Annotated in this window: 29 protein-coding genes and 2 riboswitches; of the genes, 24 read left to right on the forward strand and 5 right to left on the reverse strand. The window is 39.7% G+C overall.

Annotated elements, in window-relative coordinates:
* The first annotated feature begins 318 nt into the window (after window positions 1–318).
* From N8M93_RS22145 to N8M93_RS22185, 9 genes are all read left to right on the forward strand, one after another.
* Window positions 319–918, forward strand: a complete 600-nt coding sequence (locus N8M93_RS22145) for a GNAT family N-acetyltransferase (protein WP_261134808.1) — start codon at window positions 319–321, stop codon at window positions 916–918.
* 14 nt (window positions 919–932) lie between these two features.
* Entirely contained in the window at window positions 933–1550 is a 618-nt protein-coding gene (locus N8M93_RS22150; RefSeq protein ID WP_261134809.1) for an HAD family hydrolase, read from the forward strand.
* Between the two features lie 274 nt (window positions 1551–1824).
* Window positions 1825–2367, forward strand: a complete 543-nt coding sequence (locus N8M93_RS22155; RefSeq protein ID WP_261134810.1) for a GNAT family N-acetyltransferase — start codon at window positions 1825–1827, stop codon at window positions 2365–2367.
* Between the two features lie 97 nt (window positions 2368–2464).
* Window positions 2465–2926, forward strand: coding sequence for a GNAT family N-acetyltransferase (locus N8M93_RS22160; RefSeq protein WP_261134811.1), 462 nt, complete (start codon window positions 2465–2467; stop codon window positions 2924–2926).
* A 72-nt stretch (window positions 2927–2998) separates the two neighbouring features.
* Entirely contained in the window at window positions 2999–3367 is a 369-nt protein-coding gene (locus N8M93_RS22165; RefSeq protein WP_261134812.1) for a GrpB family protein, read from the forward strand.
* Window positions 3364–3525, forward strand: a complete 162-nt coding sequence (locus tag N8M93_RS22170) for a GrpB family protein (RefSeq protein WP_261134813.1) — start codon at window positions 3364–3366, stop codon at window positions 3523–3525. Before N8M93_RS22165 ends, N8M93_RS22170 begins: the two co-directional genes overlap by 4 nt.
* A 301-nt stretch (window positions 3526–3826) precedes the next feature.
* Window positions 3827–4360 carry a methyltransferase domain-containing protein gene (locus N8M93_RS22175; RefSeq protein WP_261134814.1) on the forward strand — a complete coding sequence of 178 codons (534 nt, stop codon included), beginning with the start codon at window positions 3827–3829 and terminating at the stop codon, window positions 4358–4360.
* A gap of 188 nt (window positions 4361–4548) precedes the next feature.
* Complete coding sequence (locus N8M93_RS22180) at window positions 4549–4794, forward strand: hypothetical protein (protein WP_261134815.1); 246 nt, start codon at window positions 4549–4551, stop codon at window positions 4792–4794.
* Between the two features lie 216 nt (window positions 4795–5010).
* Window positions 5011–5430 (forward strand): hypothetical protein, encoded by a 420-nt coding sequence (locus N8M93_RS22185; RefSeq protein ID WP_261134816.1) that lies wholly within the window; start codon window positions 5011–5013, stop codon window positions 5428–5430.
* Window positions 5431–5527: 97 nt separating this feature from the next.
* Here N8M93_RS22185 and N8M93_RS22190 read toward each other — a convergent pair whose 3' ends face one another.
* Window positions 5528–5908, reverse strand: coding sequence for a YkvA family protein (locus N8M93_RS22190; protein WP_261134843.1), 381 nt, complete (start codon window positions 5906–5908; stop codon window positions 5528–5530).
* Between the two features lie 509 nt (window positions 5909–6417).
* On the opposite strand from N8M93_RS22190, the gene N8M93_RS22195 reads away from it, so the two are divergent.
* The 5 genes from N8M93_RS22195 to N8M93_RS22215 all read left to right on the forward strand — a co-directional run bounded on the left by N8M93_RS22195 (window position 6418) and on the right by N8M93_RS22215 (window position 9244).
* Window positions 6418–6873: a VOC family protein gene (locus N8M93_RS22195; protein ID WP_261134817.1), complete on the forward strand. Its 456-nt coding sequence runs from the start codon at window positions 6418–6420 to the stop codon at window positions 6871–6873.
* 183 nt (window positions 6874–7056) lie between these two features.
* The gene (locus N8M93_RS22200) at window positions 7057–7326 is read left to right on the forward strand and encodes a hypothetical protein (protein WP_261134818.1); all 270 of its coding nucleotides are present in this window, start codon (window positions 7057–7059) and stop codon (window positions 7324–7326) included.
* 228 nt (window positions 7327–7554) lie between these two features.
* Window positions 7555–8646, forward strand: a complete 1092-nt coding sequence (locus N8M93_RS22205) for a Rap family tetratricopeptide repeat protein (protein ID WP_261134819.1) — start codon at window positions 7555–7557, stop codon at window positions 8644–8646.
* A gap of 10 nt (window positions 8647–8656) precedes the next feature.
* Window positions 8657–8854, forward strand: coding sequence for a hypothetical protein (locus N8M93_RS22210; RefSeq protein ID WP_261134820.1), 198 nt, complete (start codon window positions 8657–8659; stop codon window positions 8852–8854).
* A gap of 240 nt (window positions 8855–9094) precedes the next feature.
* On the forward strand, window positions 9095–9244 hold the full coding sequence (locus N8M93_RS22215) for a hypothetical protein (protein WP_261134821.1): 150 nt from the start codon (window positions 9095–9097) through the stop codon (window positions 9242–9244).
* Between the two features lie 49 nt (window positions 9245–9293).
* On the opposite strand, the gene N8M93_RS22220 is transcribed toward N8M93_RS22215, so the two are convergent.
* Window positions 9294–11066: a glycoside hydrolase family 3 protein gene (locus tag N8M93_RS22220; protein WP_314728322.1), complete on the reverse strand. Its 1773-nt coding sequence runs from the start codon at window positions 11064–11066 to the stop codon at window positions 9294–9296.
* A complete protein-coding gene (locus N8M93_RS22225) occupies window positions 11063–11962 on the reverse strand; it encodes an endonuclease/exonuclease/phosphatase family protein (protein WP_261134845.1) in 900 nt (299 codons plus the stop codon). Before N8M93_RS22225 ends, N8M93_RS22220 begins: the two co-directional genes overlap by 4 nt.
* Before the next feature lie 366 nt (window positions 11963–12328).
* Here N8M93_RS22225 and N8M93_RS22230 point away from each other — a divergent pair, with 366 nt between their 5' ends.
* From N8M93_RS22230 to N8M93_RS22240, 3 genes are all read left to right on the forward strand, one after another.
* Complete coding sequence (locus tag N8M93_RS22230) at window positions 12329–12703, forward strand: HAD-IIIA family hydrolase (protein ID WP_261134847.1); 375 nt, start codon at window positions 12329–12331, stop codon at window positions 12701–12703.
* Window positions 12704–12876: 173 nt separating this feature from the next.
* A complete protein-coding gene (locus N8M93_RS22235; RefSeq protein WP_261134822.1) occupies window positions 12877–13638 on the forward strand; it encodes a class A beta-lactamase-related serine hydrolase in 762 nt (253 codons plus the stop codon).
* Window positions 13639–13794: 156 nt separating this feature from the next.
* Window positions 13795–14688, forward strand: a complete 894-nt coding sequence (locus N8M93_RS22240; protein WP_261134823.1) for a glycerophosphodiester phosphodiesterase — start codon at window positions 13795–13797, stop codon at window positions 14686–14688.
* A gap of 738 nt (window positions 14689–15426) precedes the next feature.
* Here N8M93_RS22240 and metE read toward each other — a convergent pair.
* Window positions 15427–17736, reverse strand: a complete 2310-nt coding sequence (gene metE, locus N8M93_RS22245; RefSeq protein WP_261134824.1) for a 5-methyltetrahydropteroyltriglutamate--homocysteine S-methyltransferase — start codon at window positions 17734–17736, stop codon at window positions 15427–15429.
* 240 nt (window positions 17737–17976) lie between these two features.
* Window positions 17977–18175, reverse strand: a riboswitch (cobalamin riboswitch).
* Window positions 18176–18231: 56 nt separating this feature from the next.
* Window positions 18232–18344: riboswitch (SAM riboswitch) on the reverse strand.
* A gap of 167 nt (window positions 18345–18511) precedes the next feature.
* Between metE and N8M93_RS22250 the strand changes: the two genes are divergently transcribed.
* The 7 genes from N8M93_RS22250 to N8M93_RS22280 all read left to right on the forward strand — a co-directional run bounded on the left by N8M93_RS22250 (window position 18512) and on the right by N8M93_RS22280 (window position 24476).
* Window positions 18512–19066 (forward strand): TetR/AcrR family transcriptional regulator, encoded by a 555-nt coding sequence (locus N8M93_RS22250; protein ID WP_261134825.1) that lies wholly within the window; start codon window positions 18512–18514, stop codon window positions 19064–19066.
* Window positions 19067–19124: 58 nt separating this feature from the next.
* A complete protein-coding gene (locus N8M93_RS22255) occupies window positions 19125–20561 on the forward strand; it encodes a serine hydrolase (protein WP_261134826.1) in 1437 nt (478 codons plus the stop codon).
* Window positions 20562–20679: 118 nt separating this feature from the next.
* Window positions 20680–21060: a hypothetical protein gene (locus N8M93_RS22260; RefSeq protein ID WP_261134827.1), complete on the forward strand. Its 381-nt coding sequence runs from the start codon at window positions 20680–20682 to the stop codon at window positions 21058–21060.
* 80 nt (window positions 21061–21140) lie between these two features.
* Window positions 21141–22286 (forward strand): sensor histidine kinase, encoded by a 1146-nt coding sequence (locus N8M93_RS22265; RefSeq protein WP_261134828.1) that lies wholly within the window; start codon window positions 21141–21143, stop codon window positions 22284–22286.
* Window positions 22283–22885 carry a response regulator transcription factor gene (locus N8M93_RS22270; RefSeq protein WP_261134830.1) on the forward strand — a complete coding sequence of 201 codons (603 nt, stop codon included), beginning with the start codon at window positions 22283–22285 and terminating at the stop codon, window positions 22883–22885. Before N8M93_RS22265 ends, N8M93_RS22270 begins: the two co-directional genes overlap by 4 nt.
* A 40-nt stretch (window positions 22886–22925) precedes the next feature.
* Window positions 22926–23591, forward strand: a complete 666-nt coding sequence (locus N8M93_RS22275) for a DUF1295 domain-containing protein (protein ID WP_261134831.1) — start codon at window positions 22926–22928, stop codon at window positions 23589–23591.
* 15 nt (window positions 23592–23606) lie between these two features.
* The gene (locus N8M93_RS22280; RefSeq protein ID WP_261134832.1) at window positions 23607–24476 is read left to right on the forward strand and encodes an alpha/beta fold hydrolase; all 870 of its coding nucleotides are present in this window, start codon (window positions 23607–23609) and stop codon (window positions 24474–24476) included.
* 94 nt (window positions 24477–24570) lie between these two features.
* Here N8M93_RS22280 and N8M93_RS22285 read toward each other — a convergent pair whose 3' ends face one another.
* Window positions 24571–25095, reverse strand: a complete 525-nt coding sequence (locus N8M93_RS22285) for a YjgB family protein (protein ID WP_261134833.1) — start codon at window positions 25093–25095, stop codon at window positions 24571–24573.
* Between the last annotated feature and the right edge of the window lie 534 nt (window positions 25096–25629).

Below are 25629 nucleotides of genomic sequence, written 5' to 3' on the forward strand. Positions count from 1 at the left end.
GGTTTCCAACGACATGACCGTTTACGATTACGTATATTATTGCACCATCAATTTAAAGATTTAGAATTTCAAGTAGGTTAAGGGATAGGAGCACGATCTCCTACCCCAACAATTGACGTAGAACCTTATTTTTTTAGGTTGAAGCAAGCAGTCGCTTCTATAGAATTTCATATTCCAATCTTCCGCAATAGGGAGCATATCTGTAATAAGATATGCTCTTTTATTAGGTAATTAATCATTGAGTTGGAACTGTTAATTTGAAATAATTGGTATACGATGGAATTTTAGTTGAAGGTTGCCAAAAAAGAAGGTGATAAAATGATTAACTATTTTGGAACACCGAAAATAGAAACCGAACGATTAATTCTTAGAAAGATGGAACTGTCTGATGCTCAAAAAGTATTCGACCACTGGCTTTCGGACGAACGGGTATCAGACAATCGAGTAAATGCAGCACACAAGACTGTTTTAGAAACAATCGAGAGGATCTCAAAGATAGTAAGTGATTATGCGAATGATGAATTTTGTTGGTGGGGTATTGAGCGAAGAATTGATGGTGTATTAATTGGTGAAATCGATTTGTATGACTTCGATAATATCACCGGAAACTGTGAGGTAAGTTATTCGATTGGATATGAATGGTGGAACCAGGGGTATGGGACGGAAGCGTTAAGGGCGGTTGTGGAATTCGGCTTCCGACATATGAACATTCACAAGATCGCTGCAGCGCATAACATTGACAATCCGGCTTCTGGAAAAGTGATGGGTAAAGCTGGGATGGTTCAAGAAGGGATCATCAGACATATGATTCGCAACGCTAAGAATCAATACAAAGACTGTGCTGTTTATGGAATACTTCAAGAAGATTATAGAAAAACCATTGATAGGGCACAAAACTATATTCTAACGTTGGTTTAGAGGTGAAATGACGTATGGATAGTATAATTTTTGATTTAGATGGAACGATTTGGGATCCAATCGATACCGTTCTTAATGCATGGAATAGTTGTATCAGGAAACACAGTCAAATAAAGAAAGAACTAACACGCACCGATTTCGAAGGAACAATGGGACTGCAAATGCACGATATTAGTAAAAAGTTGTTTCCTTATTTAAGCGAGGATGCCCGCTTAAAGGTAATAACCGAGTGTTGTCTTACCGAACAAGGATATTTGAAAGTACAAGGAGGCAATCTTTATCCTAATGTAGAGGAAGTATTGAAGATACTATCGAATAAATACAAACTCTATATCGTAAGCAACTGTCAGGATGGATACATTGAATCTTTTTATGAGTTTCATAAACTAGATAAATATTTTTTTGATTATGAAAATCCAGGAAGAACCGGACTTCCAAAAGGAGCTAATATTTGCTTAATTATTGAAAGGAATAACCTATCAAATCCCATTTATGTAGGGGACACAGAAGGCGATTTAAAAGCAGCTAGGTATGCTGGAATTCCTTTTGTCTATGCAAAGTATGGCTTTGGACAAGTTAGTGAACATGATGAGGTGATAGAAAAGTTTGATGACCTGTTAAAAAGATTCTAAGGAATTAGCTCATTTAGGAAAATTTAAAGTACATTTGCGATGATCCCGGTTTATATATTTTTTTGTACTTGATACATACCTGTTAATAAACGTAAATATTCCAGAATCGGGGGCGTTAGTTAAAGATCTGCTTCAATATCTGATATCAAGTCTTCCATAATAGGGGGCGATAATCCAGGAAGGATTACGCCTCCTATTTGTTTAATACATAGGAAATGCCATGTGATTTAAAACAAGACGAATTTTTACTATTCCGGCGGGGGGAGGGTTTTTAATGAAATATAATGTTCGCAATAAAACACTTATCACTGAAAGACTAGTACTAAGACTGTTTCAAAACTCTGATGCAGATGCTGTTACAACCCTATGTAATAATTATAATATCTTTAAAAATACATTGTACCTGCCTTATCCCTACTCTAAAGAAGATGCTTTATCCTGGATTGAACATCATCTTGATAATTTTAACGATAATAAATCATATGAATTTGCTATAACAGATAAGGGAAGTGGGAAGTTATATGGAGCTATAGCGCTTACCAATAACCAAAAGTTTAATAATGGCGAGATAGCCTATTGGATTGGTGAAGAATTTTGGGGAAATGGATATGCTACAGAGGCAGCGCAAGCCATAATACAATTTGCATTTGATGAAAAGCAATACCATAAAATATTTGCTCGTTATTTTAATTCAAATCCAGCTTCGGGAAGAGTTATGCAAAAACTAGGTATGAAAGAAGAAGGAGTTTTAATTGACCATGTGAGGAAAGAAGATCATTATGTTGATCTTGTTTATTGTGGAATTATTAACTCATGAGAGTTTTTAGTTGCTCCTGAAAAGGGGACTTAATCTAAAAATGGTTACCACCACTTTTTGTGTAGGGAAGAAATAATGATTAGGAGAGGAAATAAAGGTGAATATAAGACTTGCTGAAGTAAAGGACATACCGCAATTAATAAGAATGAGGTGGGACTTTACAATTGAATATGATGAAAGTAAAAAGAACGCATCATTTGATGATTTTGAAATGGAATGCGAATCTTTTTTAGAGAATGCAATTAATAGTCAGCAATGGTTTATTTGGGTAGCTGAAGAAAATGGAAAAGTATTATCACATATTTACATAGAATTAATACGAAAGGTCCCTAGACCCGGTAGAATAACATATCCATTTGCCTATATGACAAATGTTTATACAGTTCCAGAATTTCGAAGTAAGGGTATTGGAAGTAATCTACTCACTACAATAAATAATTGGATAAAGGAAAACAATTTTGAATTTATTATTGTATGCCCAAGTGATGAGTCTATTGATTACTATAAGAAAAATAATTATGTTCATTGTACGGAGCCTATGGAATATTTTCCTTCTTGAAATATTGAGTGTCTTTATTCAAATTAAGAGGCCTTGTAGAAAAGTAAACAACTCAAGAGGTGAGTTTTATACATGAACAATGGTATTACTCTAATTGACCATGATCCTTCATGGTCGGATGAATTTATTAAACTAAAACATGTTATTGAATCTCACTTACAATCCCTGGTGTTATCCATAGAACATATAGGGAGCACCTCAGTAAAAGGGTTAAGTGCAAAACCCATATTAGATATTGATGTTGTAAAACCAGATACTTATTTATTCCCACAAGTTAGTACAAAACTAAGAATGTGGGTTATTATCACGAAGGTAACCTGGGAATTGAAGGTAGAGAGGCTTTTGGAAGAGAAAATCGTCATGTCCCAAAGGATGGAAGTGCTTCATTTTGAATGGATCATAACTTGTATGTATGTCCACAGGACAGTAAAGAACTTATGAGACACTTAGCTTTTCGTAATTACCTACGCCAAAATTCAGAAGCAGCCTACACCTATGATGAGCTGAAAAAGAGATTAGCAAGCACCTCAAAAGACCGAGCTACATATACATCTGGAAAAAGTAAATTTATAGAAACTATATTAAAAGAAATCTTATGATTTATTCCATAAAAGAGGTGCTTTTCTGCAGTATCACTATAGAAAAGTTCCTGTAAAAGCAAGGGGAGGTTTATATGAAATAAACAAAATACTCTTCAATCGCGGATAAGTATGATAATAATCAATATAGGATTCAAGAATTAGAGAAGGATTTTAACTTAGAAGAATATATAAATCAACATAAAAAAAGTTCATATGAAGTACTGGACTTATCTTGTGGCACTGGTCTATACCTTGCGAAACAAATCCACTATTTAAGCATGTAAATATTGAGTGGAATGGCTTAGATGCTTCAAAGGATATGTTAAAGAAAGCTAGTGAGAAGGTTAGTAATGTAAATTTAGTGCATGGTTATGCTGATAATATACTATTTGAATCTAACACATTTGACTACATATCAAACAACTATGCATTCCATCATTACGAAAACAAAGAACGTGCGTTAGATGAAATAGCTCGTGTTTTGAAAAATGATGGAGTATATAAACTACATAATATCGCTATCCATAAAATGCCTGAATGGCGGGTTTGTCATTATTTTCCATCAGCCTATGAAGAAGATTTAAGTAGGTTTTGGGATGATGAATTAATCTACCAGGAACTCTTAAAAAGAGGATTTAAAGTCAATACAAGAATAGAATATCGAATGGAAGAGATATCAGTCGCTGATTATATACAATTTGCTCAAAACAGAGATATTTCTGTACTAACTTTAATAAGTGATATTAACTATGAGTATGGTTTGGAAAAAATGGAACATGATTTGCAATTAGATCCCCATAAAACAATCACTAATGAGTTTGCAGAACTTTTTATTATCTCTAAAAAAATGTAGGTATCCTTACATATTTAGTTTTATTCCTGAATAGGGGGCATATCTTGAGTAAGATATGTCTCTTTATTATGAAATTAGTGATTGAGTTAGATTTGATAGTTTGAAATAATTGGTATTGAACAAGATGGGCAGCATTATTGAAGAAGGATAATGTTTTTTATGTAGGATTATATTAGAGGAGGGATAAAATGTCTAACGATAATTTTACAAAGGTATTACTTATTGGAATATTAGTTTGTATGATTGTTATTGCATTTAAAATAAGTACAAAGGAGTATATTCAATCGCCTACACCAAATGTGGATGTGAATAATCAAGGTGGGAGGGTAGTTCAAATTGCTCCTAATAGAGTTGGGGTTATTGATACGGGTCATGGAAGTGGTTGGGAACAACTTGTTGTTTTTGAATATAATCCTGATACTAAAAACATTTGAAGCTGTCAGTTCATTGACTTATGAAGACATCTTTAACCATCCAAAAGAACATGGTATTCCAGTAAGAACTGATAAATATGGTAATTAGTCCTTATTAAACAAAAGGGGTAAATGTTGCTAGATCTATTACATTTTTAAAAGGGGGAAAGAGATATCATAAAAAAAACATTAATGTTTATCATATTCGTTACAGTAATATGGTTCGCTTATAAGGGATTGAACTATTTATATATTAAGAAGACTTTTGTAAAACCTTATACAATTTCTAATGAAGTAATTCAAGATGCAATTCAAGATGAAAGTAAGAGTAAATACATATTAAGTAATAAAGAATGGGGATTATTGTCTGAGGAATCAGTATTTAGATTAACTAGAGAGCCAATTAACTGGACTGATTTTAAAGACTTTATCCAAACCTGTGATGGTCCCAACTCCTCATTATCATACAACGATGGGAAAGCTGCGTTCAAAGTCATGAAACAAGACTATAAAGATAATTATCGGACAGTAGAGGTAACTTGCCACAAATACGCCGAAAGTAATGGAGATCATATAGGTTCAAAGACCATAACCTTAATAATGGAGAATATTGAGGGTTCATGGAAAGTCATAGGTAAAATCAGTTCGGGAAAATAAAATTTTTGTTAAACATTTAAGCATGGTTGGTACAGGATCTAACTTTTTCAATCTTCAAGAATAGGGGGCTTTAATGGAATTATTTGTACACGACACTTTATTTATAATATTTAATTAAGAATTTTAAAATCCAAAGAGCAAGTAAAACCCATATTAAAATAAAGATAACACCAACGAACCAATTCTTAGGTTTACCGTTCCTTCCGATATCAACAGCTTTTGCTCTATTTTCTTCTATGATGTAGGTAGGGATTAACTTTAGGGCTAAAGAGATTCCAAGAGGGACTAAAATTAAATCATCTAGATAACCTAAGAGAGGTATGAAATCAGGGATCAAGTCAATTGGGCTAAAAGCATAGGCTACCACACATAATGTAAAAACCTTAGCAAACCAAGGCGTACGATTATCCTTATAGGATAAATAAAGAACAAACAAATTTTGCTTCAATTTATAAGCGTAACTTTTTAATTTCCTAATAGTATCCACTTTACTACCTCCAATACGTAATTATTATAGTTTAGAAGGTTAAGATGGTAAATGGAAACTGTTATGAAATTCTATGAGGAAGTTTATAAAATTTAATATCGAATCTTCCAGAAAAGGGGATTAATTAAACACTGGTCTTAAAATAGGGGGATCCACTTGAAGAAGCCGTAAAATATTTTCCTAGTTCTAATATTGATAAAGAATAGAAGATATAGATGACGCAATAGAGGAAACCATAGTACCAATTCTTCAAGAGAATTCAAAGGAAACTAATAATTAAATACTCTTCAAGAATAGGAGGCAATTCTGTAGCAAAGAATTGCGCTCTTTCTTAATGTTAAGGGCTATTTTAATGGAGTACAGGGCAGGAATATTTTGTGGGGAAGTCGAAGTTCTTTTATCGAAATAACTACGGTATCGAATTTTTGAAACTATTTGAACATGAAGATAATTATGAAGATGATCAGATGATAAATTTATACTCATAAGGAGATAAAACTATGGTAAAAAACAAATTACTAAGAATGGACAATGTCGGCATCGTCGTAGAATCGCTTGATGACGCAATCTCTTTCTTCGAGGAGATTGGCTTGAACCTCGAAGGGCGAGCCACTGTCGAAGGTGAATGGGCTGGTCGCGTAACCGGACTGGGTTCTCAGTGCGTAGAGATTGCTATGATGGTTACCCCGGATGGCCACAGCCGAATTGAACTTTCGCGATTTCTCACCCCACCTACTATATCAGATCACCGGACTGCTCCTGTAAACGCCCTCGGTTATCTACGCGTCATGTTCACTGTTGAAGACATTGACGAAATAGTATCCAGACTCACCAAATATGGTGCTCAGCTCGTTGGCGAAGTGGTTCAGTACGAGGACTCGTATCGGCTCTGCTACATTCGTGGACCCGAAGGACTTCTAATCGGTTTGGCGGAACAACTCGGTACAAATAAGTAAGTGACGTTTTATAAAAAGCCGTTACTAAAATCCTGAAATATACATCACTGAAGTTCTGGTGTTGATAATTTGAAATAATTGGAACTGAGAGAGAGGCATCTTTGTTGAATAAAACAGTTCGACTAACGGTGTAAAATTTAATGAGGCTCATGCTAAAACAATTATCAACCAGGAGGTAAAGTTATGAATAAAAGTAAGATCTATACGCTTTTATCTATCTCAACTTTTGGCCTTACGTTATTGCTTATCGTGTTGTATGTTAATGGCATCGACCCTGGAAGAGATGAATACTTTATCCCGCTAGTGATTATTGGCATCATCACAACCATTTACTCCATACCGAAGATCGATAATACTATAATCAGAAAGACGTTATTCGGTATCGTGATTACCAGTTTTATTTTACTGTTTTTAGCGATGGCTGTTTTTTCTTCCTTAATACATAAAACCTAATAACCTATGAGACACCATCCCGAAAGGATGGTGTCTTTTTACATATATAGGTGGTTCTATGGACTTAAGAAAAAGTTGCCCACCTCTTTAGGGCTTTATTGCCAGTTTTAGAAACTTCTAGTGTAAACGAACTAACTATCTGAATTTTAAAGGTTTCTTATTGAAAAAAGTCGAAAAACTGTGTAGTTAATCGTCATTCGGATAAAAGAAAAGGAGAGGATGTTAAAGATGGACGTTATGGTAAGTTCAAATGAAATGACAGACCTTTTGAATTCTTGGTACGTGGAGATTCGGGATCGCAACGTAGAAAAAGCAACGAGATTGAAAGAGGAGATAGACGAGAAAATCAACAATATGGAAGAAAATCAAAATCTGCTGCTCTATTATTCGTTATTGACATTCCGGTATCAGTTGACGAAATCTGATGATCTCGAAGAACTCGACGCAATGGTTTCCCAATTTGATCAAGATCAGAATGAGATGGATGATATGATTGATTATTACTACCATTTCTTTAAAGGCATCCATCTGTACAAACAAAAACGATATGAAGAAGCGATATCGTCCTTCCATTACGCAGAGAAAAACCTTAATTCCATTCCTGACCCCATAGAAACAGCGGAATTCCACTATAAACTAGCCTCAGTTTACTCACAACATATGAAAATACTTCAATCTATCCAGCATACTTACAAAGCATTAGAGATTTTCCAACAAAATGAACATTACCGTTTACGAACAGCAGACTGTAAGAACCTGCTCGGTACCAATCATATCCTTCTTGGGAATTATGAGCAGGCGAATTATCATTTGAATAAGGCATTAGAATACGCTCAACTCGTTCAATGTCAAGAGACGGAATCCATTTCTCTACAAAACTTGGGATGGATGTACTCCAGAATGGGAAATCCGAATGAAGCAATCGAGTATCTGACAAAAAGCCTGAAGTGGATGGAGGAGGAGAAGCAGTATCACTATCAGATCAAAACCATGTACATAATGGCCAAGCAGTACTTCAACCTCGACGAAATTTCAGATGCCTTGTACTGGGTAGACCGATGCACTGACATATGTCGACACAATCAGGATTCTGAGTACCTTAGCAAGCTTAAGATCCTCAAGAGTAAACATACAATGGAGCTTTCGGATTACATGAACGTGCTTAAGGATGAAATTTCTTTCTTTCTCGACAAAAAATATTGGGGAAATTTAGAGGAATTCAGTCATGATTTGGCGAAATATTATGAAAAAGAGGGAAATATTAGGGATGCCATGGAGTATTACAAACTGGTCATCCACGCCAAAAACAAATTAAGCTAGGAGGATTTGTATGAAGAAAGTCATTGTCATGTTGTTATTGTCTTTATCGATGGTCATAACACCAATGTTCTTCAACACGACTCAAGCTCATGATGGAATTATTAAAGATTCACCTCCAAAAGCTGCACATGACGGAATCATCAAAGACTCGATCACACTAATCGCTCACGATGGAATCATCAAAGATTCACCAACTTATAACACATAATAAACGTCATAAAAAATACGATTAAACATGATTCCTGAAGTGCCGAGTCTGGCACTTTTTTCTTTTATGACAGCTATGTTAAAGAACTTTGTGGATATTGCAGAATTCAACAATGAAAATGAATAGAGCTTTATGACGTATTTCCATTTTTAGGTCTAACTGCGTGTTTATCGGTATAGATATCCACTGGAATGAGAATGAGTGGTAAAATAAGAGTACCCAACCGTTTAAGGAGGAATGATGGATAAGGAAAAAGAATTGATCAAAGAAATCAGGGGATTGATCAAAAAGTTTCAAAATGATCTTCCAGAAGAGAAACGATTGGAAGTATTTCATCAAATCATCTACTTGACGGGTCTGCTGACACGAAAGAATCGGCATAATATATAACAGGCGCAAACCTATTGAAAAGGTTTACGCCTGTTTTTTACATTCAAATTCAATAAGATAATCCGTGTCCGTAATCGTATAGGTCAGGGATCGTGACAGGGAGTTTTCCAGTCGGATTCACTTCTCCGGTGATGACTTTAGCGAGTGCTTTGACCGAAATGTCACGGTATCCGTATGTCAGAACATTAGCATCGACATCAGGGAAGGCCATGATGTCATATGGATTCCGCATTGAAGCGATAACAACTTCCTTGCCGGTTTCCATCAACTCGTGAACCAGTTGCTGTTGGGCGTCGTTCAAATTTGCGCTGTATGCAGTGACAATAACCGTATCTGCATCTGCTGCCTGATCGACTGCGTTCGAAATTTGAGCGGTGGTCGGACTAGTATTGGTTGCATACGCTTCAGCAGAATAGCCGTTCCCCGTCAACTCATCCGCCAGCAATCCGGGATTTCCGATTGATGGCCCAGTGACGAAGACTTCACGTTCAGAATCAAGTGGCAGCACATCGTCGTTTTTAACAAGTGTAACGCTCTCTTCCGTCATTTGATCAGCAAGTGCAAGGTTCTCTTCTAAGCCGATGTCTTCAATCGCGTCCACAGGTACGTTCGGTTCATGGAATAGACCGCGCTTGAACTTCAGCTCTAGAATACGGAAGACAGACTGGTTCAATCGTTTTTTTGAAATTTCACCGCTGTTGACGGCATCTAATACTGCATTGTAAGCAAGGGGAACATCCGGTGGGTTCAGTAAAATATCTGCACCAGCTTTGAAAGCCTCAACCGGCACACGGTCAGGAGGGACGACATTGGCACCAGACATCCCAAGGCTGTCGGTGATGATGACCCCGTCAAAGCCCATTTCCTCACGCAACAAACCGGTTAAGATCGGCTTGGAGAGGGTGGCAGGGAGACCTGAATCATCCAAAGCAGGAACCACAATATGCGCAGGCATGATCGCATCGATTCCAGCATCAATCGCAGCTTTGAATGGTTTTAAGTCCACCTCATGTAACGTCTCAAGATCATGATTGATGATTGGAAGACCGTAGTGGGAATCGACATTTGTATCGCCATGTCCCGGAAAATGTTTCGCGGTCGCCATGACGTCTTCGTTTTGATAACCGGTCACTTGAGCGGCGCCCATCGCTGCTACAAGATCAGGGTTCTCAGAGAAAGAACGGACCCCGATGACAGGGTTCTCCGGATTCATGTTCACATCCAAGACAGGTGCAAGGTCCATATTGATGCCGAGGCTTTTCAGTTCCATCCCCATGATCTCAGAAGATTGGCGAGCATAGTCGGTGGATCTCGTCGCGCCAAGGGCCATGTTCCCTGGAAAGACTGTTGCAGGCTCTGTCACGCGTGCTACGACGCCACCTTCCTGATCCGTCGCAATCATCAATGGAATCGGCAACCGTTGATCCATCGCGATATCCTGTAAACCGTTCGACAGGGCATTCACTTGTTCGAAATCGATCGGCGTACCGATGTTGCCGGTCCAGTTGAAGTAGATTACACCTCCGATATGATACTTTTCAATCGCTTCTTTAAAATTCTTCGCACCTCGGTTCTGCCGGAGATTCGTGTCTTCATAATTCGGGTCGGTCGGCGTCTGGCCATAGACATGGATAATGAACAATTGCCCGACTTTTTCCTCAAGTGTCATGTGCTGGATCTTGTTCTGGATCCATCCTCTCCGTGCTTCTTCATCATCCCAGCCGGGCTTGGTCGGGTCATCCCAGGAAGCCTTTGTCATCCCAGGGACTAAGAGAAAGAACGAAATGATCAGGGTCAATGTGGTTGTGCAGAACTTTTTCAAGATTCGTCATCTCCTTTCAAAATAGGTCCATTAAAGCCTCGTGTTAATGTGATATCAGCAATGACAGGCAAATGGTCTGAAGCTAGTGTTGATAAAACTTCACTATGCTGGACAGTGACGTTATCAGACGTATAAATGTAATCGATCCGCTTTGTTGGTGAGAGGGCAGAGTATGTATATCCTGGTGATTCATCTCCTGCAACAGCCCATGCGTCTATGAACGTATCGAATAACGGTGAGAGTTCTGGCGCATCCGGTGTGGCGTTCATATCGCCGACAAGGATCTTATCTCCAGCTTGTTCTTCGAAAATGTTCAACATATCATCCACCTGCATCGTTCTGATCGTTGGATCGCCTCGGTAGTCCAGATGGGTGACATAGAATGGCACAAGAGCGCCTTTTACATTGATGATCGCTTCAGCAAAGCCTGGCGAAAGCTTCGGTTCCGGCTCAGCATCTTGTGTTGAAAGTCTTGTAATCTCTTGATTGGTGGCTTGGACAATTGGATATTTACTGAGTACAGCTACGCCAAATTGTCTTCTAGGGGCATCTTCTGAAACGGGGTCAAAATCATAGATCGGGGCGAAAAAGTAATGCATGTCCAGCTGCTCCGCAAGATCTTCGATGATGTTGTCATTGTTGCTCCGGGCTCCCCAATGGACATCAACCTCCTGCAAACCGATGATTTCAGCACCGGACTCCTCAATGACACTGGCGATCCGGTCGGTGTCATAAATACCGTCCGAACCGGCACCTGCATGGATATTGTAGGTCATGACGCGGACATCCACTTCTGTACCGTCGGAAGCATCTTCGGCGAATGCCATTCCGGGCCCGCCGACCAACCAAAACATAATCGTTCCTAACACAGCAATACGTACCAACGACTTGAACACATTCAAATTTGTCCTCTCCCTTGCTATGTAATCGCTTACATGGAAAAGTCTAGCAACAACTGGTATAGATGTCTATACGACGATGCTCCTTAATATCCAAATATAATATGTTGGACCATGGGACTCAGGGATGAATTAAGAGGGAAGGAGGGGTGGTGATAGATTTTCACCGGGTGGAAAATGAATTCAGTTCAGTGAGTATAATAAACCAGACCTTTCGTATTGTGTAAATTAATACCGATTTAAAAAGGAAATATATGTTAAGGTTAGAGTGTAAAAGAAAGTGAGTATTTAAAAAGGGAGGCTGAGGGGAAGATAGCTGTATTTCTAGACCGTGATGGGACTATTGGCGGTACAGGAGGTGGAATACATCACTTTGAATTCTCTATGTATGATTTTTCGCCAAAATCAATAATGTTTCTTAATGAACTAGGAGTTAAAGTTTTTCTTTTTACAAATCAAACTAGAGTAGGTAGAGGATTTTTTACAGAAGATGAATTACTTGAAGGTTTTGAGATGATGAGAGAGCAATTGGCAGTACACTCTGCTTATTTAGATGATATTTTCTACTGTCCACATAAACCTGATGAAGGATGTAAGTGCCAAAAGCCCAATGTCGGTCTTATATTAGAAGCCCAAGAAAAATATAAACTTAAGCTTGATGACTGTTATGTTGTAGGTGATACAGGCAGTTCAGATGTGGTGGCTGCAAGTAATGCGGGGAAAAAAAGTATTAGTTAGAACAGGATGGGGAGAAGATTCACTTACAACGTATCGTAATAAGTGGAAAAATATCAAGCCGGATTATGTAGCAGAAAATTTAGTAGATGCTGTTAAATGGATCGCTGATGATATTGAACTCTAGCTTTACTTTATTAAGTGATGATTAATAGAGGTTTTTTAGGGGGATTAAGATGCAAAAGGTAATTGATAGATTAGATGAAATAGATTCTAGTGATGTAGGGATGATTATTTATTCGACAGATAAGAGAGAAAAGATATCTGTTTACAATAGTGATATAACTGTACCACTAGCTTCAGCAGCAAAAGTAGCAGTTGGTTTTTGTATTGCTTATTGGGTAGAAGAGAAATTGTGTAATTGGGATGACATTGTTTGTGACGTAAGTTTTGATCCTCACGAAGATAGCCTTATCGTATATCCACACATTCAACATAGGGATAGCCTTCAATTGCGAGAGGCAGTAGAAGTTATGATCGCTTGCCATGATAGTCTTGTAGCGAATAGTATAGTGCAGATGTATGGCGGTTGGGATAAAGTAAGCCAATCAATAAACTCATATTTTCCTAATATAAATGTCAAACAAGACCCTCTTGATTTGGATAATAAAGGGAGCATAAATCAAATATTTGAATTAATGCTTTTGATTTACCAGAGATATAAAAATAACCCTGAGTTATTGAGTCCGATTATGAATGGATTAGTTAGGCAAAGAGGTGAGATTGAAGGGATACCTAATCATTTATTAAATCACATGACTGGTGGATTAGAAAATGCAATTGTAAATATTGGAATCCTTGGATATTTAAATCAAAATCCTCTTATATATGTATTAGGTGCAAACAATTTGCCAAATCGATATAATAGCCAAGTTGCCGACGAAATCATTATTGATACTATTAAATCACTCTATAAAAATACTTACATAAATAATTAAAGTTAGAAAATAATAAATAACTTTAAAATAATGTAAAGAGGAACTGCCTATTTGAATTAACAATCATTAACCAACACTTTATAAAACAAGAATAGTGGCTTCATAGTTTTGGTCTATCCTTTTTATTGGATTTACATATAGAAAGGATGGAATCATATGAAAAAAGTATTGAGAAATGGCGTGGTGGCTGCTGCACTTTTAGGAATGGGAATGACGTTAGCATCACCGGCAACAGCTGCTGATCAAAGTACTGAAAAACCAGGATTGAACCCGAATCAGATCTTGAATGTCGCACATCGGGGTGCTTCAGGTCATGCACCTGAACATACGCTTCCGTCTTATGAGTTAGGGGAAAAGATGAAGGGTGATTACGTAGAGGTCGATCTTCAGATGACAAAAGATGGTGAGCTGATTGCGATGCACGATGAAACGCTCGATCGCACCACCAATGGTACGGGTCTGGTGAAGGATCATACGCTTGAAGAAATCAAACAACTCGATGCCGGTTCATGGTTCAATGAAAAGTATCCTGAAATGGCGAAGGAAGAATATGCAGGGGTGCAAGTTCCAACACTTGTTGAAGTGATCGAGAAATTTGGGAAAAGTGCAAATTACTACATCGAGACAAAATCCCCGGAAGTCTATCCGGGCATGGAAGAAAAACTCCTTGAAACGCTAGAGGAACATGGTTTGACAGGACCGAACAATCCTTCCAGCCAGGTGATCATCCAGTCTTTCAGCCCTGAAAGCTTGAAGAAAGTCCATGATCTGAATCCCAATCTTCCGCTTGTCCAGCTGCTCTGGTATACAAGCCCAGCGACGATTACGGACGCGGAACTCGACCAATACAAACAATACGCTGTCGGCGTGGGAATGAACCACGATCAGATTGATGAATCCTATGTACAAAAGGTGAGGGGACACGACCTCCTGATTCATCCGTATACGGTAAATGAAAAAGAAGACATGGAAAAACTCCTTGACTGGGGTGTGACCGGGATGTTTACGAATTATCCGGACCGTCTTCACGAAGTATTGGAAAGCAGATGACGAATGTAAGGGAATCTGTCCCAGAAGTAAGGAGCAAGTTCTCAAGAATCCTTGCTGAAACAGTCTCAGTATGACTTTTAACGGACATGCTCATGAACGCTTCATGAAGTGATGAAAATGGGAAAGGGCGGATTAGGTATACTCATGAACACTCCATGAAGTGATGAAAATGGGAAAGAGCGGATTAGGTATGCTCATGAACGCTTCATGAAGTGATGAAAATGGGAAAGGGCGGATTAGGTATGCTCATGAACGCTTCTTGAAGTGATGAAAATGAGAAAGGGCGGATTAGATATGCTCATGAACGCTTCTTGAAGTGATGAAAATGAGAAAGGGCGGATTAGATATGCTCATGAACGCTTCTTGCAGTGATGAAAATGGGAAAGAGCAGATTAGATATGCTCATGAACGCACCATGAAGTGATGAAAATGGGAAAGAGCGGATTAGGTATGCTCATGAACGCTCCATGAAGTGATCAAAATGGGAAAGAACGGATTAGGTATGCTCATGAACGCTCCATGAAGTGATGAAAATGGGAAAGGGCAGATTAGGTATGCTCATGAACGCCATCAAAATGAGATACAGCACACAGAGACCTTATTTCGCAAAAACCTTCGTAAAACATCTTAAATAACGTCCCTGGTGTCCGCTAAGACTCACGAAAACCATTGGAACTCAAAAAAAGCTGACCCAAACATCGAGAAAAATGGATGTTTCGGGTCAGCCCTCTTTTTGCTTTATTTTTCACTCACGAAAATCTTCTGTTTTTCTTTCTCCCGAATTTGTTTGGCTGCTTGGATCATGTTCGTAAGAGCTGCTGTCGTTTCACTGATTCCCCGTGTTTTCAATCCACAATCCGGATTAACCCAGAATTGGCGGGGATGGAGTACTTTCAATGCCCGTAAGATGTTTCTTTCGATTTCATCGACTCCAGGGATGCGGGGGCTATGAATGTCATATACCCCCAGCCCAATCCCTTTTTCATAAGACTGTTTCTCAAAATCGACAATCAATTCTCCATGGCTCCGTGCCGCTTCAATCGAAATGACATCTGCATCCAATTGGTCGATGGCGTCCATGATTTCTCCGAATTCGGAATAACACATATGGGTATGGATTTGTGTCTCATCTTTTACAGTACTGGTAGCAAGCTTGAAGGCATAAACGGCTTCCTCCAAATATTTCTTTTGTTTCTCATTCTTCAATGGCAATCCTTCTCGTAAAGCCGGTTCGTCAACCTGGATCATATGGATCGCCTGTTCTTCCAAAAATTCAATTTCTTTCTGTAATGCCAGTGCGATTTGTTTGGTGACATCAAACCTGCTGATATCTTCCCGCACAAATGACCAATTCAAGATGGTAATAGGTCCAGTCAGCATTCCTTTTACCGGTTTATCTGTCAATGATTGCGCGTAGCTGATTTCTTTGACGGTCATCGGTTCTGTCAACGCTACATCTCCGTAAATGATCGGCGGTTTCACGCAACGGGAACCATAAGATTGAACCCAGGCGAATCTCGTAAAGGCAAATCCATTCAATTTTTCACCAAAGAACTCTACCATATCATTGCGTTCAAATTCGCCGTGTACTAGGACATCAAGACCGAGCTCCTCCTGACGTTGGATCCATTCATTTGTATTCGCTTCAATAAAAGCATTATACTCTTGATCGGACCATTCACCTCTACGCCATTTCAACCGCGCTTGACGAATTTCTGTTGTTTGCGGGAGGCTGCCGATCGTGGTTGTCGGCAATAACGGAAGATTGAAAAAGCCTTCATGGATTTTTTGACGTATAGAAAAGTGTGTTCCTCGTTTTGGTTCTACACCTTTCCAGCGATCCATATCTTTTTGGACTTCCGGATCATTGATCGAAGTTGATTTCATCAGTTCTTCTCGACAACGTAATTGCACCTTGATTTTTTCCTCAATCGTATCTCTGCCATGGTTCAATCCCTCTGTCAAAGTTACGATCTCTTCAAGTTTCTCATCCGCAAATGATAATGCGCTTTTCAGGGCAGGATCCAATTCCTGTTCAGTCGAAACCGTGACTGGGACGTGCAAAAGGCTGCAAGAAGGTTGGACGATCAAACGAGGAGTATCCACTACTGAATGGATGGTCTCGAGCACTCCTGTTGTTTTACCCAGATCATCACGCCAAATATTGCGGCCATTGATCACGCCAGCTGCAAGGGTTTTATCGCCTGGGAAGCCGTATTTTTTCAATGCTGCCAGATTCGCTCCTCCATCATGGACGAAATCAAGCCCAATTCCGGCAACGGGAAGGGAAACGACCTCTTCATAATGATCTACAGCTTCAAAGTAGGTCTGGAGTAGAATTTTTGTGCTTGAAAGTTTGTTGTCAATTGTTTCATAGACGTTTTTTAAAGTGTTGATTTCTTCGACCGTTATCGTCGTTGCCAGGATCGGCTCATCGATTTGTACCCACTCAGCACCAGCGCTCTCAAGTTCTTGCAGCACTTTTATGTAAAGGGGAACAAGTTTATCGAGTAATTTGTTGAAATTTTTTTCCTCAAAGCCTTTTGCTAATTTTAAAAATGTAATAGGACCAAGGATGACCGGCTTACCGTTAATCCCAAGTTCTTTAGCCTCCTGGAAATAGAGGAGTAAGCGGTTTTCTGTAAGCTCTGGTTCTGCCTCGGGTCCGATTTCAGGCACGATATAATGGTAGTTGGTGTTGAACCATTTGGTCATTTCAGAAGCAACTGCCTTCTCATTCCCACGGGCGATATCAAAATAGGTTGCTAAAGGGACCTTCCCTTGCTGATGGTGGAAACGGTCAGGGACAAAGCCGAACATCACGGCTGTATCGAGGACATGATCATAGAGACTGAAGTCCCCGACAGGAATAAGGTCGATCCCGATCTCTTTTTGTTTTTTTAGATTATGGATTCGTAGGTTCTTTAAATTTGTTGATAGTTCACTTTCAGATATATTCTCTTTCCAGAAACCTTCCAGTGCTTTCTTCCATTCCCTTTTTTCGCCGATTCTTGGATAACCGATTGATGAACTTGCTGCTTTCGACATGTTCATTCCTCCTCATTCATATTTTGGGCAGTAAAAAAGAGCTCTCCCATATAAGTGTCTGAACCTTTCCGTACTAGCCAACATTTCGGGTCAATGCAATATTGCCTTCATATGTTGTGATGGAGGTCTGACACTGTTCACATGGAACAGCTCCTGTTTTGACAGCATGATCAAATTCAGTCTGTGATGACAAGACTGATACCGTTAAAACACGCAACACCTCCCTATTCCTCGTAGGTTCTAGTGCAATCAACAACAGGCAGGTCTCCTGACTTATGATCTTCACATCCCTGCGCCTTCCCATCTTTAAAAGATAGTGACATCCTGGCAGGTTGCTCCCAATTACAGTGGCGGGACCGTGCCGGATTTTCACCGGCCTTCCCTTTTAAGTTGAATAAGCTCAATGAACTTATACAACACCTGATTGATCTACAATATTCAGTTTTCCGTGTATATGAAAAAAAACCTCTAGAAGAGAGGTTTACATACACACCTCTCTTATTTCTCAAAGCAAATGCTTTGCTGGAATTGGCACCACAATCAACATGGGTATGTTGATAGGTTGCCGGGTTTCATCGGGCCAGTCCCTCCACCACTCTGAATAAGAGCTACGATTTAATTGATTAAGAGCATACTAGCATTGAATGATTGAACTGTCAACGACCGGATCATTAAAAAATCAACCGCATGACATAGAGTAGATTTGGCGTAAATTGACAATCGATCGAAACGGGAATATAATTTGGTTGGTCGACCAAATTATTGGAGTGAGACGATGAAAAAGGATGATAAAAGACAACGACTGATTGATGCCGCGTATAAAGTGTTTGCTCGAAAGGGTTTCAACAATGCATCCATCAAAGATATTGCAAGAGAAGCGGAAATTACGCCTGGTCTTGTCCATTACTACTTCAAAAGCAAGGAAGAATTGCTGATTTCTGTCCAGAATAGCATTCAAAAAAGCTACCAACAGCAATATGCCGGGAAGGAAACGCGCGAACTCAAATTGCAAGAGACGTTAGAGGAAATCAAATCTCGCGTTGAAAATGATCCTGAATGGTATCGATGGAGATATGAATTATTTTCACTTGGTTTGAAAGATGAAAAACTTCAAGAAGAACTGGCTTCGATCCTCGAAAATGGAAGAAAAAGCTTATCTATGCCTATGAAACAGCATACAGAGGTGAATGGGAAAGAAGATCAACTGGCTGCCATCCTGCTGGCATGTTTCGATGGACTTGCCTTACAAAAAATGGTCGATAAAAAATTCGATCTCGATGGTGCCTATCAAAGCTTAATCGAAATGTTGGAAATCTATTTGAAAAAATAGGTTTCTATTTTTACACGATGTTGGTTGGTTGACCAAATAAAAATGGTGGGTGAATACGTTGTTACGAATAGTAATAGTTTTGTTGATTTTGTTTGTTCCAAATGTAGCACTGGCAGAAGAAGCAAAGTCCCAAAAAGAGTTGCTCGAGACTTTTATGGAAGAAGCGATGGAAGAATACAAGATTCCCGGTGCATCTTTAGGGGTCGTCCAGAACGGAGAGGTGACCTACAAACAATCTTTTGGAAAACAGGGCAATGGGGAGCCTGTGACAAATCAAACACTTTTTACGATAGGGTCCGTAAGCAAGCCATTGACAAGCCTCGGTATCATGAAGCTGGCAGAAAAAGGAGACATCCAACTAGATGAGCCGATCGATAGCTATATTTCCTTTGATTATGGCCAATCGGATAGTCGATACGAAATAACCATCAGACAACTGCTTTCCCACACAAGCGGAATCGGTACATATGAAGGTTTGCAAATAGCTGATCAGAATTTGAGAAGGAAAGAAGCGATTGCAGAAGCTGTGGAAGAACTTGAACCAGTCGAACTCACTGCTGAGCCTGGAGAAATCCATCAATATAGCGCGGCCAACTACTTACTGCTTGGAAAGATCATTGAAGAAGTGTCAGGGATTCCTTTTGCAGAATATATGCAAAAGGAAGTGTTTGCAAGCCTGGGAATGGATCGAACTTTTGCAACCTATTCAGAGGCGGAAAAATCAGGCTATCAACCTGGTCACCAATCGTGGTTCGGAAATCCAGTCAAAAGTGATCTTTGGTTTGATGACAGCGGAGCTCCCTATGGATATATGGCCTCTACATTAGATGACATGACAACGTTCATAACAAGATTGGCGGATCAAGAGAATTTATTATCAGAACCTTATCTGACCATGTATTTTTCTCCTGAGGTCCATAGGAAGGAGGATTACTACTATGGTTTAGGCTGGAGAATGAATACCAATGGCGATGATCCTTTTATTTTCCATGGTGGAGAAACACCGGATACAAGAGCGGAACTGTTCATCAGCCATTCTAAAGATTATGCCTTTGTATTACTTACAAATAAGAATAATTTTTCAGAAGTCATGCAGACGGTCCACATGAAAGAAGGAATCCGATCAATCATTGAAAAGCAAGAAATGGTGCCGTTACCGGAAACGAGCTACAAAATGCAATGGCTGACGTTATCCGTAACAGCTTTCATAACACTCCTGTCACTTTTGAACTTGATACGTCTGGCAAGGAAAAAGGTGATACATCAAAGAATATGGTTCGGCTTAGCAGTATTTTCAATTCTTGTGGCAATCCTTCTGATTCCGATTTTAGTTACCATTTTTAAAGCACCGTGGCATACAATTGTTGCTTATGGTTCGGATGTCGCGATATTATTCAACGTACTGATCGCTGTATTATTAACCAATGGAATATTGTCTTTTGCAATCCTGGGTTGGATAAAGGGAAAGGGGAATACTCTGTCGCAATCAGCATAAGGAACAGAAATTCTACTGAGTGACAAATGTCATCTGAATGTTATGACACTGCTTACTGATGTGCGGAGATTCCAACGTGATAGTGTAGTGGTAGTTCCTCAAGAAAGAAGGTGAATGTATGAAGTCCCTCTTGATGACGGGTCTGGGAGTAGGAATCGTTTCAGGGATTGCCGCTGTCTTATTGTATGAGGTATTGTGCTATTTATTAAGTGTGACCTTCGAGCAATTGAATCCTGTATCAATCCTGATTGCTTCCATCATCGTGAATATGATTGGTGCGATCATCTACTCGTCTCTCAAAAAGAAGACATCCAGTCCTAGAATGTATTATGCAATGATCGCAATTGGAGTTGCTTTAATCCTTTCATGGATGGATTGGGCTTATCCGCCTGAACCCGGAATCGCAGGTGTCGCAAATCCGATTCATGCGCTTGTGGCTTCGCTTTCAATTGCTTGGATTCCAGTCTGGGTAAATAAGCGCACTAGAAGACTTAGTTGATCCATTTTCCACTGATTTCCACATATTCATGTTACTATGTTAATAGAAAAGTAGAAAACAAAAAGCGACGTGATTAAAAAATGAAACGTCTATTCAAATGGGGTGGATTCCGATTGTTTCCAAAGCAGTTCGGAATGTTCCCTTATATTTTTCTCGTGTATATGTTGATACCAGTCTTTATGATGCGGTCGGAGGTTGGGATAAAAGCGATCTTGGGCTATTCTATGATCGCTTTATTCCTTATTTCGTATCGCCAGCTTTTTTATTCGATCTATAAAAATAGCCATTCCTTCACATCCTGGTTGTCTGTCCAATTATCCATCATCTTCATATTCAGTCTTTTCTACGAGCCGGATTATTTGTTTCTCGGTTTTTACCCAGCCATCTTCATCGGTTGGTATCCCAAGAAGAAAACGTTCTACACAGGCCTGGCTATGTTATTCATCATCCAAGTTGTTCCTGTCCTGTATCACACTTTCCAAGAAACACAAACCCTGGGCTATATTTTCCCATCCATCATCATATTACTTCTATCCCCATTTGGTTTCAGGTCTTTGCGTAAACGGATGGAGCTCGAAAAGCAGCTTCAACAAGCTAATGCCAAGATCAATGAATATGCAGCAAGGGAGGAACGGATGAGGATCGCTCGGGATTTGCATGATACGCTCGGTCATACGTTATCTCTTATTACCTTGAAGAGCCAGTTGGTCGGTCGGGTGGCTTCGATTGATCCAGAAAGAGCTAAGTCAGAAGCCAGGGAAATAGAAAATACATCCCGATCGGCACTGAAGCAAGTACGGGAGCTCGTGTCCGACATGAGGACAGTGAAACTGACTGATGAGTTGGTTGAAATACGACGGATTCTCCAAGCGGCCGGTATCGGTTTTGACTTGGTCCATCATGACGGTTATGAAGACATCCCGCTGCTGACTCAGAATATTCTCAGTATGTGCTTGAAGGAAGCGACGACCAATGTGATCAAGCACAGTGGAGCAGCCCATTGTGTAATTACAATAAAGCATTCAACGACTGAACTGACAGTTACTGTGAAAGATGACGGGATCGGGTTGGCTGGAGAAAATTCGGATGGGAACGGATTGAAGGGAATGAGGGAACGTCTTGAGCTGATTGACGGAAGTTTAACCATTACAGGACAAAATGGAACAATTGTAGAAATGAAGGTTCCACTGGTGCGAAAATCAGAGAAAGCAGGTGCTGGCTTATGATAAAGATTTTGATAGCGGAAGACCAGAGGATGCTTCTTGGGGCACTCAGTTCTCTACTTGATATGGAAGAAGATATGGAGGTCATCAGCCAGACGATGAATGGTCAAGAGGCATTTGAAGCGATTGTTGACCTGGAGCCGGATGTGTGTCTCATGGATATTGAGATGCCGGGCTGCAGTGGGCTTGATGTAGCTGCAAAGTTAGCTGAAAGATCACATCCATGCAAGATCATCATACTGACGACATTCGCCCGTCCAGGTTATTTCGAACGTGCTGTTAAAACCGGGGTACATGGTTATTTGCTGAAAGATGGTTCAATTGATGACCTATCTGATTCCATCCGGAAAGTCATTTCAGGGCAACGTGTCTTCAGCCCCGAGTTGATGATGACCACCTTGACAGAGGAAAATCCGTTGACGGAACGTGAGCAAGAGATTCTTCAGCTTGCTGCATCAGGCATGACGACGAAGGAAATCACAAAGGAACTCTTCCTTTCACATGGGACTGTCCGTAATTATATTTCAGAAATCATTCATAAACTGGAGGCTAAAAACCGGATCGAAGCGATCAAAACCGCCGAAAAGAAGGGATGGATCTGACAACTTACATATGAACTAGAGCAGGAAAGGAGGAGGGGGCATGTACGGTTCAGCGGACAAATCTTTGCCTCAACGGATAACCATATTAGCAAGTGAGGGTATATTCCTATTATTTGTGTATTGGTTTTTATTTTTAGAAGGGAACCACGTTTTCCATTTATCCGACGGCGACTTTGGACGAAAAGTGATGTTGTTTGTGTTTTGTCTGATTGTTTTTGGGAGAATGAGTTTCATGGTGGTCTATTTGTTGAAGCGGGGGATCAAGTGGGAAGAAACGTGGGGAGTCGTCTCTGCTTTTATGATCTATTATATTGGGTTTTCCATACTAGGCGGAATCATAGACAGGTCACTAGATTGGATGGACGGGATCGCCATCTTTATTTTTTTGGCAGGTTCTCTGATCAATACATTATCTGAAGTGTTGAGGAATCAGTGGAAAAAAGATTCTCAGAACAAAGGCAGGCTTTATACAGGCGGATTATTCAAATATGCCATCCACATCAATTATTTCGGAGATGTCGTTTGGGTGATCGGGTTTGCTTTACTCACCAGGAATTTGTGGTCAGCACTGGTACCCATCGGTTTATTCATCATGTTCGTCTTTTTCAATATACCTGAGCATGATCGCTATTTAAGAGAACGATACGGAAAAGCATTTGTAGCGTATGAAAAGAAGACGAAGAAACTGATTCCATTCGTATATTAAAGGAGGAGGATTTACATGAAAATTACTTTGGATAACGGGGAAACGCTCGCGTATGAAGTAAGACAGGGGGGAACTTGTAACCTCGTATTGCTGCATGGGAATATGGCAGCTTCAGATCAGTGGGATCTTCTCATGGAACATCTTGATCCGAGATATACAGTGTATGCCGTTGATTTGAGAGGATATGGCAAGTCTACGTACAACAACCCGATTCAATCAATAAAAGATTTTTCGAAAGATTTAAAGCTGTTTACAGATGAACTGGGGTTGAAGTCCTTCCATTTGATGGGCTGGTCGAATGGTGGCGGCGTGGCGATGCAATTTGCTGCTGATTACCCGGACCGAGTAGAAAAATTGATATTGTTAGCATCGATGTCTACAAGGGGGTATCCAATCTATGATCCTGACGGAGAAAGAGTTCAAACAAAAGAACAGATTGTGTTGGACACCGGATTGAACATGATGTTGGAGGCACAAAGGAAGAAAAATAAACAATTCTTTAAAACAGCGATGGATCAAATACTTTATTCACGTAACCAACCAGAGGAAAACCGGTATGAAAAATACCTGGAGAATGCGATGGAACAACGGAATATCCTGGACGTAGCCGATGCTGCCAACCGTTTCAATATCAGCAGAGTCTCAAATGGTGTGGTCGATGGTAACGGTGAAATCGGCCGAATCAAAGCTCCGACACTTGTATTATGGGGAAAAGAAGATCTAATCACATCTGAACAAATGACACACGAAATCCTCAACGACATGAAAGATCACGGCATCGAGGTCACTCTATCCATCTTGCCTGCAGGTCATTCAATGTTCATAGATGATTTGGAAGGAGTACTCCGGGAAGTTGATCAGTTTTTAAGTTCTGGAAATGAATGAGGATGAGCTTTGACAGAAGAAGGGGATACTTACATTATTCCTTAAAAAGAAGGAACTGTTCCCAAATTCTTTAGGACAGTTCCTTTCCTGCTGATCAGTTTTCTGGATAGGTGACGATATATCGATCCAGTTTCGGATTAGGATCAACCCAAGCACTTTCAAATGCAAACTCTATTTCATAATTTTCATGGTCAGTATACGTGACATAATACATTCCTTCTTTTTCTTCTTCACTTTCTGGTTCACCGATCAGATTTTTCAGTTCAGCTAAGTGGATGGTTTTCAAATCTGGATCGAAGTCTTCAATTGCAGTGATGATCTTTCTACCTGTCGAGTTGTCATAGAGGAAAAGGATATGGTGATCCCAATAAATGGCTGCAGCGGAACTTAATTCATCAGGTTCACCCCAGGCTTTTTCGACTTTTCTTAACGAATCACCAACACCAAAAGGTTCACTATTGATGGTTTGTTGTGATTCATACGCAAGCCCCATGATTTGTCTGATCAAAAGGTCAGGTGAGGATTGAGGGGATCCTGTAGCAGCAGTACCCAGAGGTGTTCCGATCAACAACAGAAATGTGACAGTCAAAACCGTAAAGCTCCGTCTAACTCGTTTCATCATAAACATCCTTTCCAAAATAGCATTATCCTTTTTCATCCAGTTAGACGATGTAAATATGAAATTGTATCAATAAAAAGAGCAGGGACCTATTTAGGTAAAAAGGTATGTCCGCTTACGAAAATCCCTGGTGTTAAGCTGAATTTGATTAGAATCGGACAAAGGTGACTGTGAGGAAAACAGGAAAAAAGTTCAAGAACATCCGGGTAAAATGAACCCATCATTTTAATTTTGTGCGGAGTGGAATTAATGCGAATGAATCACAAACCGTATCTTGACTTTTAGCGGACACCAGGGCCCTTATTTACCCCCAAATCCTCATTTTCAGCGAACTAACGGACACCAGTGCCCTTATTTTGGAAAATCCAATCACAATCATAGGATTTTGAGACAAATAACGGCTGTGGTGTCCGCTAATAACTGATAACACCACTTTTTCTCACAATTAACGTCTGTGATATCCGTTACGTCCAAAAATTAACAAACCGCGAGTCCTGATTCATACAGGGCTCGTTTTATTTGACTTAAAGAAAG

This window comes from Bacillus sp. Marseille-Q3570, assembly GCF_946151055.1.
Lineage (GTDB): Bacteria > Bacillota > Bacilli > Bacillales > Fictibacillaceae > Pseudalkalibacillus.

What these genes read in the sequence shown, in the direction of transcription:
- N8M93_RS22145 (WP_261134808.1), top strand. Translation starts at nt 319, where the DNA reads ATGATTAACTATTTTGGAACACCGAAAATAGAAACCGAACGATTAATT.
- N8M93_RS22150 (WP_261134809.1), top strand. Translation starts at nt 933, where the DNA reads ATGGATAGTATAATTTTTGATTTAGATGGAACGATTTGGGATCCAATC.
- N8M93_RS22155 (WP_261134810.1), top strand. Translation starts at nt 1,825, where the DNA reads ATGAAATATAATGTTCGCAATAAAACACTTATCACTGAAAGACTAGTA.
- N8M93_RS22165 (WP_261134812.1), top strand. Translation starts at nt 2,999, where the DNA reads ATGAACAATGGTATTACTCTAATTGACCATGATCCTTCATGGTCGGAT.
- N8M93_RS22170 (WP_261134813.1), top strand. Translation starts at nt 3,364, where the DNA reads ATGAGACACTTAGCTTTTCGTAATTACCTACGCCAAAATTCAGAAGCA.
- N8M93_RS22175 (WP_261134814.1), top strand. Translation starts at nt 3,827, where the DNA reads ATGTTAAAGAAAGCTAGTGAGAAGGTTAGTAATGTAAATTTAGTGCAT.
- N8M93_RS22180 (WP_261134815.1), top strand. Translation starts at nt 4,549, where the DNA reads ATGTCTAACGATAATTTTACAAAGGTATTACTTATTGGAATATTAGTT.
- N8M93_RS22195 (WP_261134817.1), top strand. Translation starts at nt 6,418, where the DNA reads ATGGTAAAAAACAAATTACTAAGAATGGACAATGTCGGCATCGTCGTA.
- N8M93_RS22200 (WP_261134818.1), top strand. Translation starts at nt 7,057, where the DNA reads ATGAATAAAAGTAAGATCTATACGCTTTTATCTATCTCAACTTTTGGC.
- N8M93_RS22205 (WP_261134819.1), top strand. Translation starts at nt 7,555, where the DNA reads ATGGACGTTATGGTAAGTTCAAATGAAATGACAGACCTTTTGAATTCT.
- N8M93_RS22210 (WP_261134820.1), top strand. Translation starts at nt 8,657, where the DNA reads ATGAAGAAAGTCATTGTCATGTTGTTATTGTCTTTATCGATGGTCATA.
- N8M93_RS22215 (WP_261134821.1), top strand. Translation starts at nt 9,095, where the DNA reads ATGGATAAGGAAAAAGAATTGATCAAAGAAATCAGGGGATTGATCAAA.
- N8M93_RS22235 (WP_261134822.1), top strand. Translation starts at nt 12,877, where the DNA reads ATGCAAAAGGTAATTGATAGATTAGATGAAATAGATTCTAGTGATGTA.
- N8M93_RS22240 (WP_261134823.1), top strand. Translation starts at nt 13,795, where the DNA reads ATGAAAAAAGTATTGAGAAATGGCGTGGTGGCTGCTGCACTTTTAGGA.
- metE (WP_261134824.1), bottom strand. Translation starts at nt 17,736, where the DNA reads ATGTCGAAAGCAGCAAGTTCATCAATCGGTTATCCAAGAATCGGCGAA.
- N8M93_RS22250 (WP_261134825.1), top strand. Translation starts at nt 18,512, where the DNA reads ATGAAAAAGGATGATAAAAGACAACGACTGATTGATGCCGCGTATAAA.
- N8M93_RS22260 (WP_261134827.1), top strand. Translation starts at nt 20,680, where the DNA reads ATGAAGTCCCTCTTGATGACGGGTCTGGGAGTAGGAATCGTTTCAGGG.
- N8M93_RS22265 (WP_261134828.1), top strand. Translation starts at nt 21,141, where the DNA reads ATGAAACGTCTATTCAAATGGGGTGGATTCCGATTGTTTCCAAAGCAG.
- N8M93_RS22270 (WP_261134830.1), top strand. Translation starts at nt 22,283, where the DNA reads ATGATAAAGATTTTGATAGCGGAAGACCAGAGGATGCTTCTTGGGGCA.
- N8M93_RS22275 (WP_261134831.1), top strand. Translation starts at nt 22,926, where the DNA reads ATGTACGGTTCAGCGGACAAATCTTTGCCTCAACGGATAACCATATTA.
- N8M93_RS22280 (WP_261134832.1), top strand. Translation starts at nt 23,607, where the DNA reads ATGAAAATTACTTTGGATAACGGGGAAACGCTCGCGTATGAAGTAAGA.
- N8M93_RS22285 (WP_261134833.1), bottom strand. Translation starts at nt 25,095, where the DNA reads ATGAAACGAGTTAGACGGAGCTTTACGGTTTTGACTGTCACATTTCTG.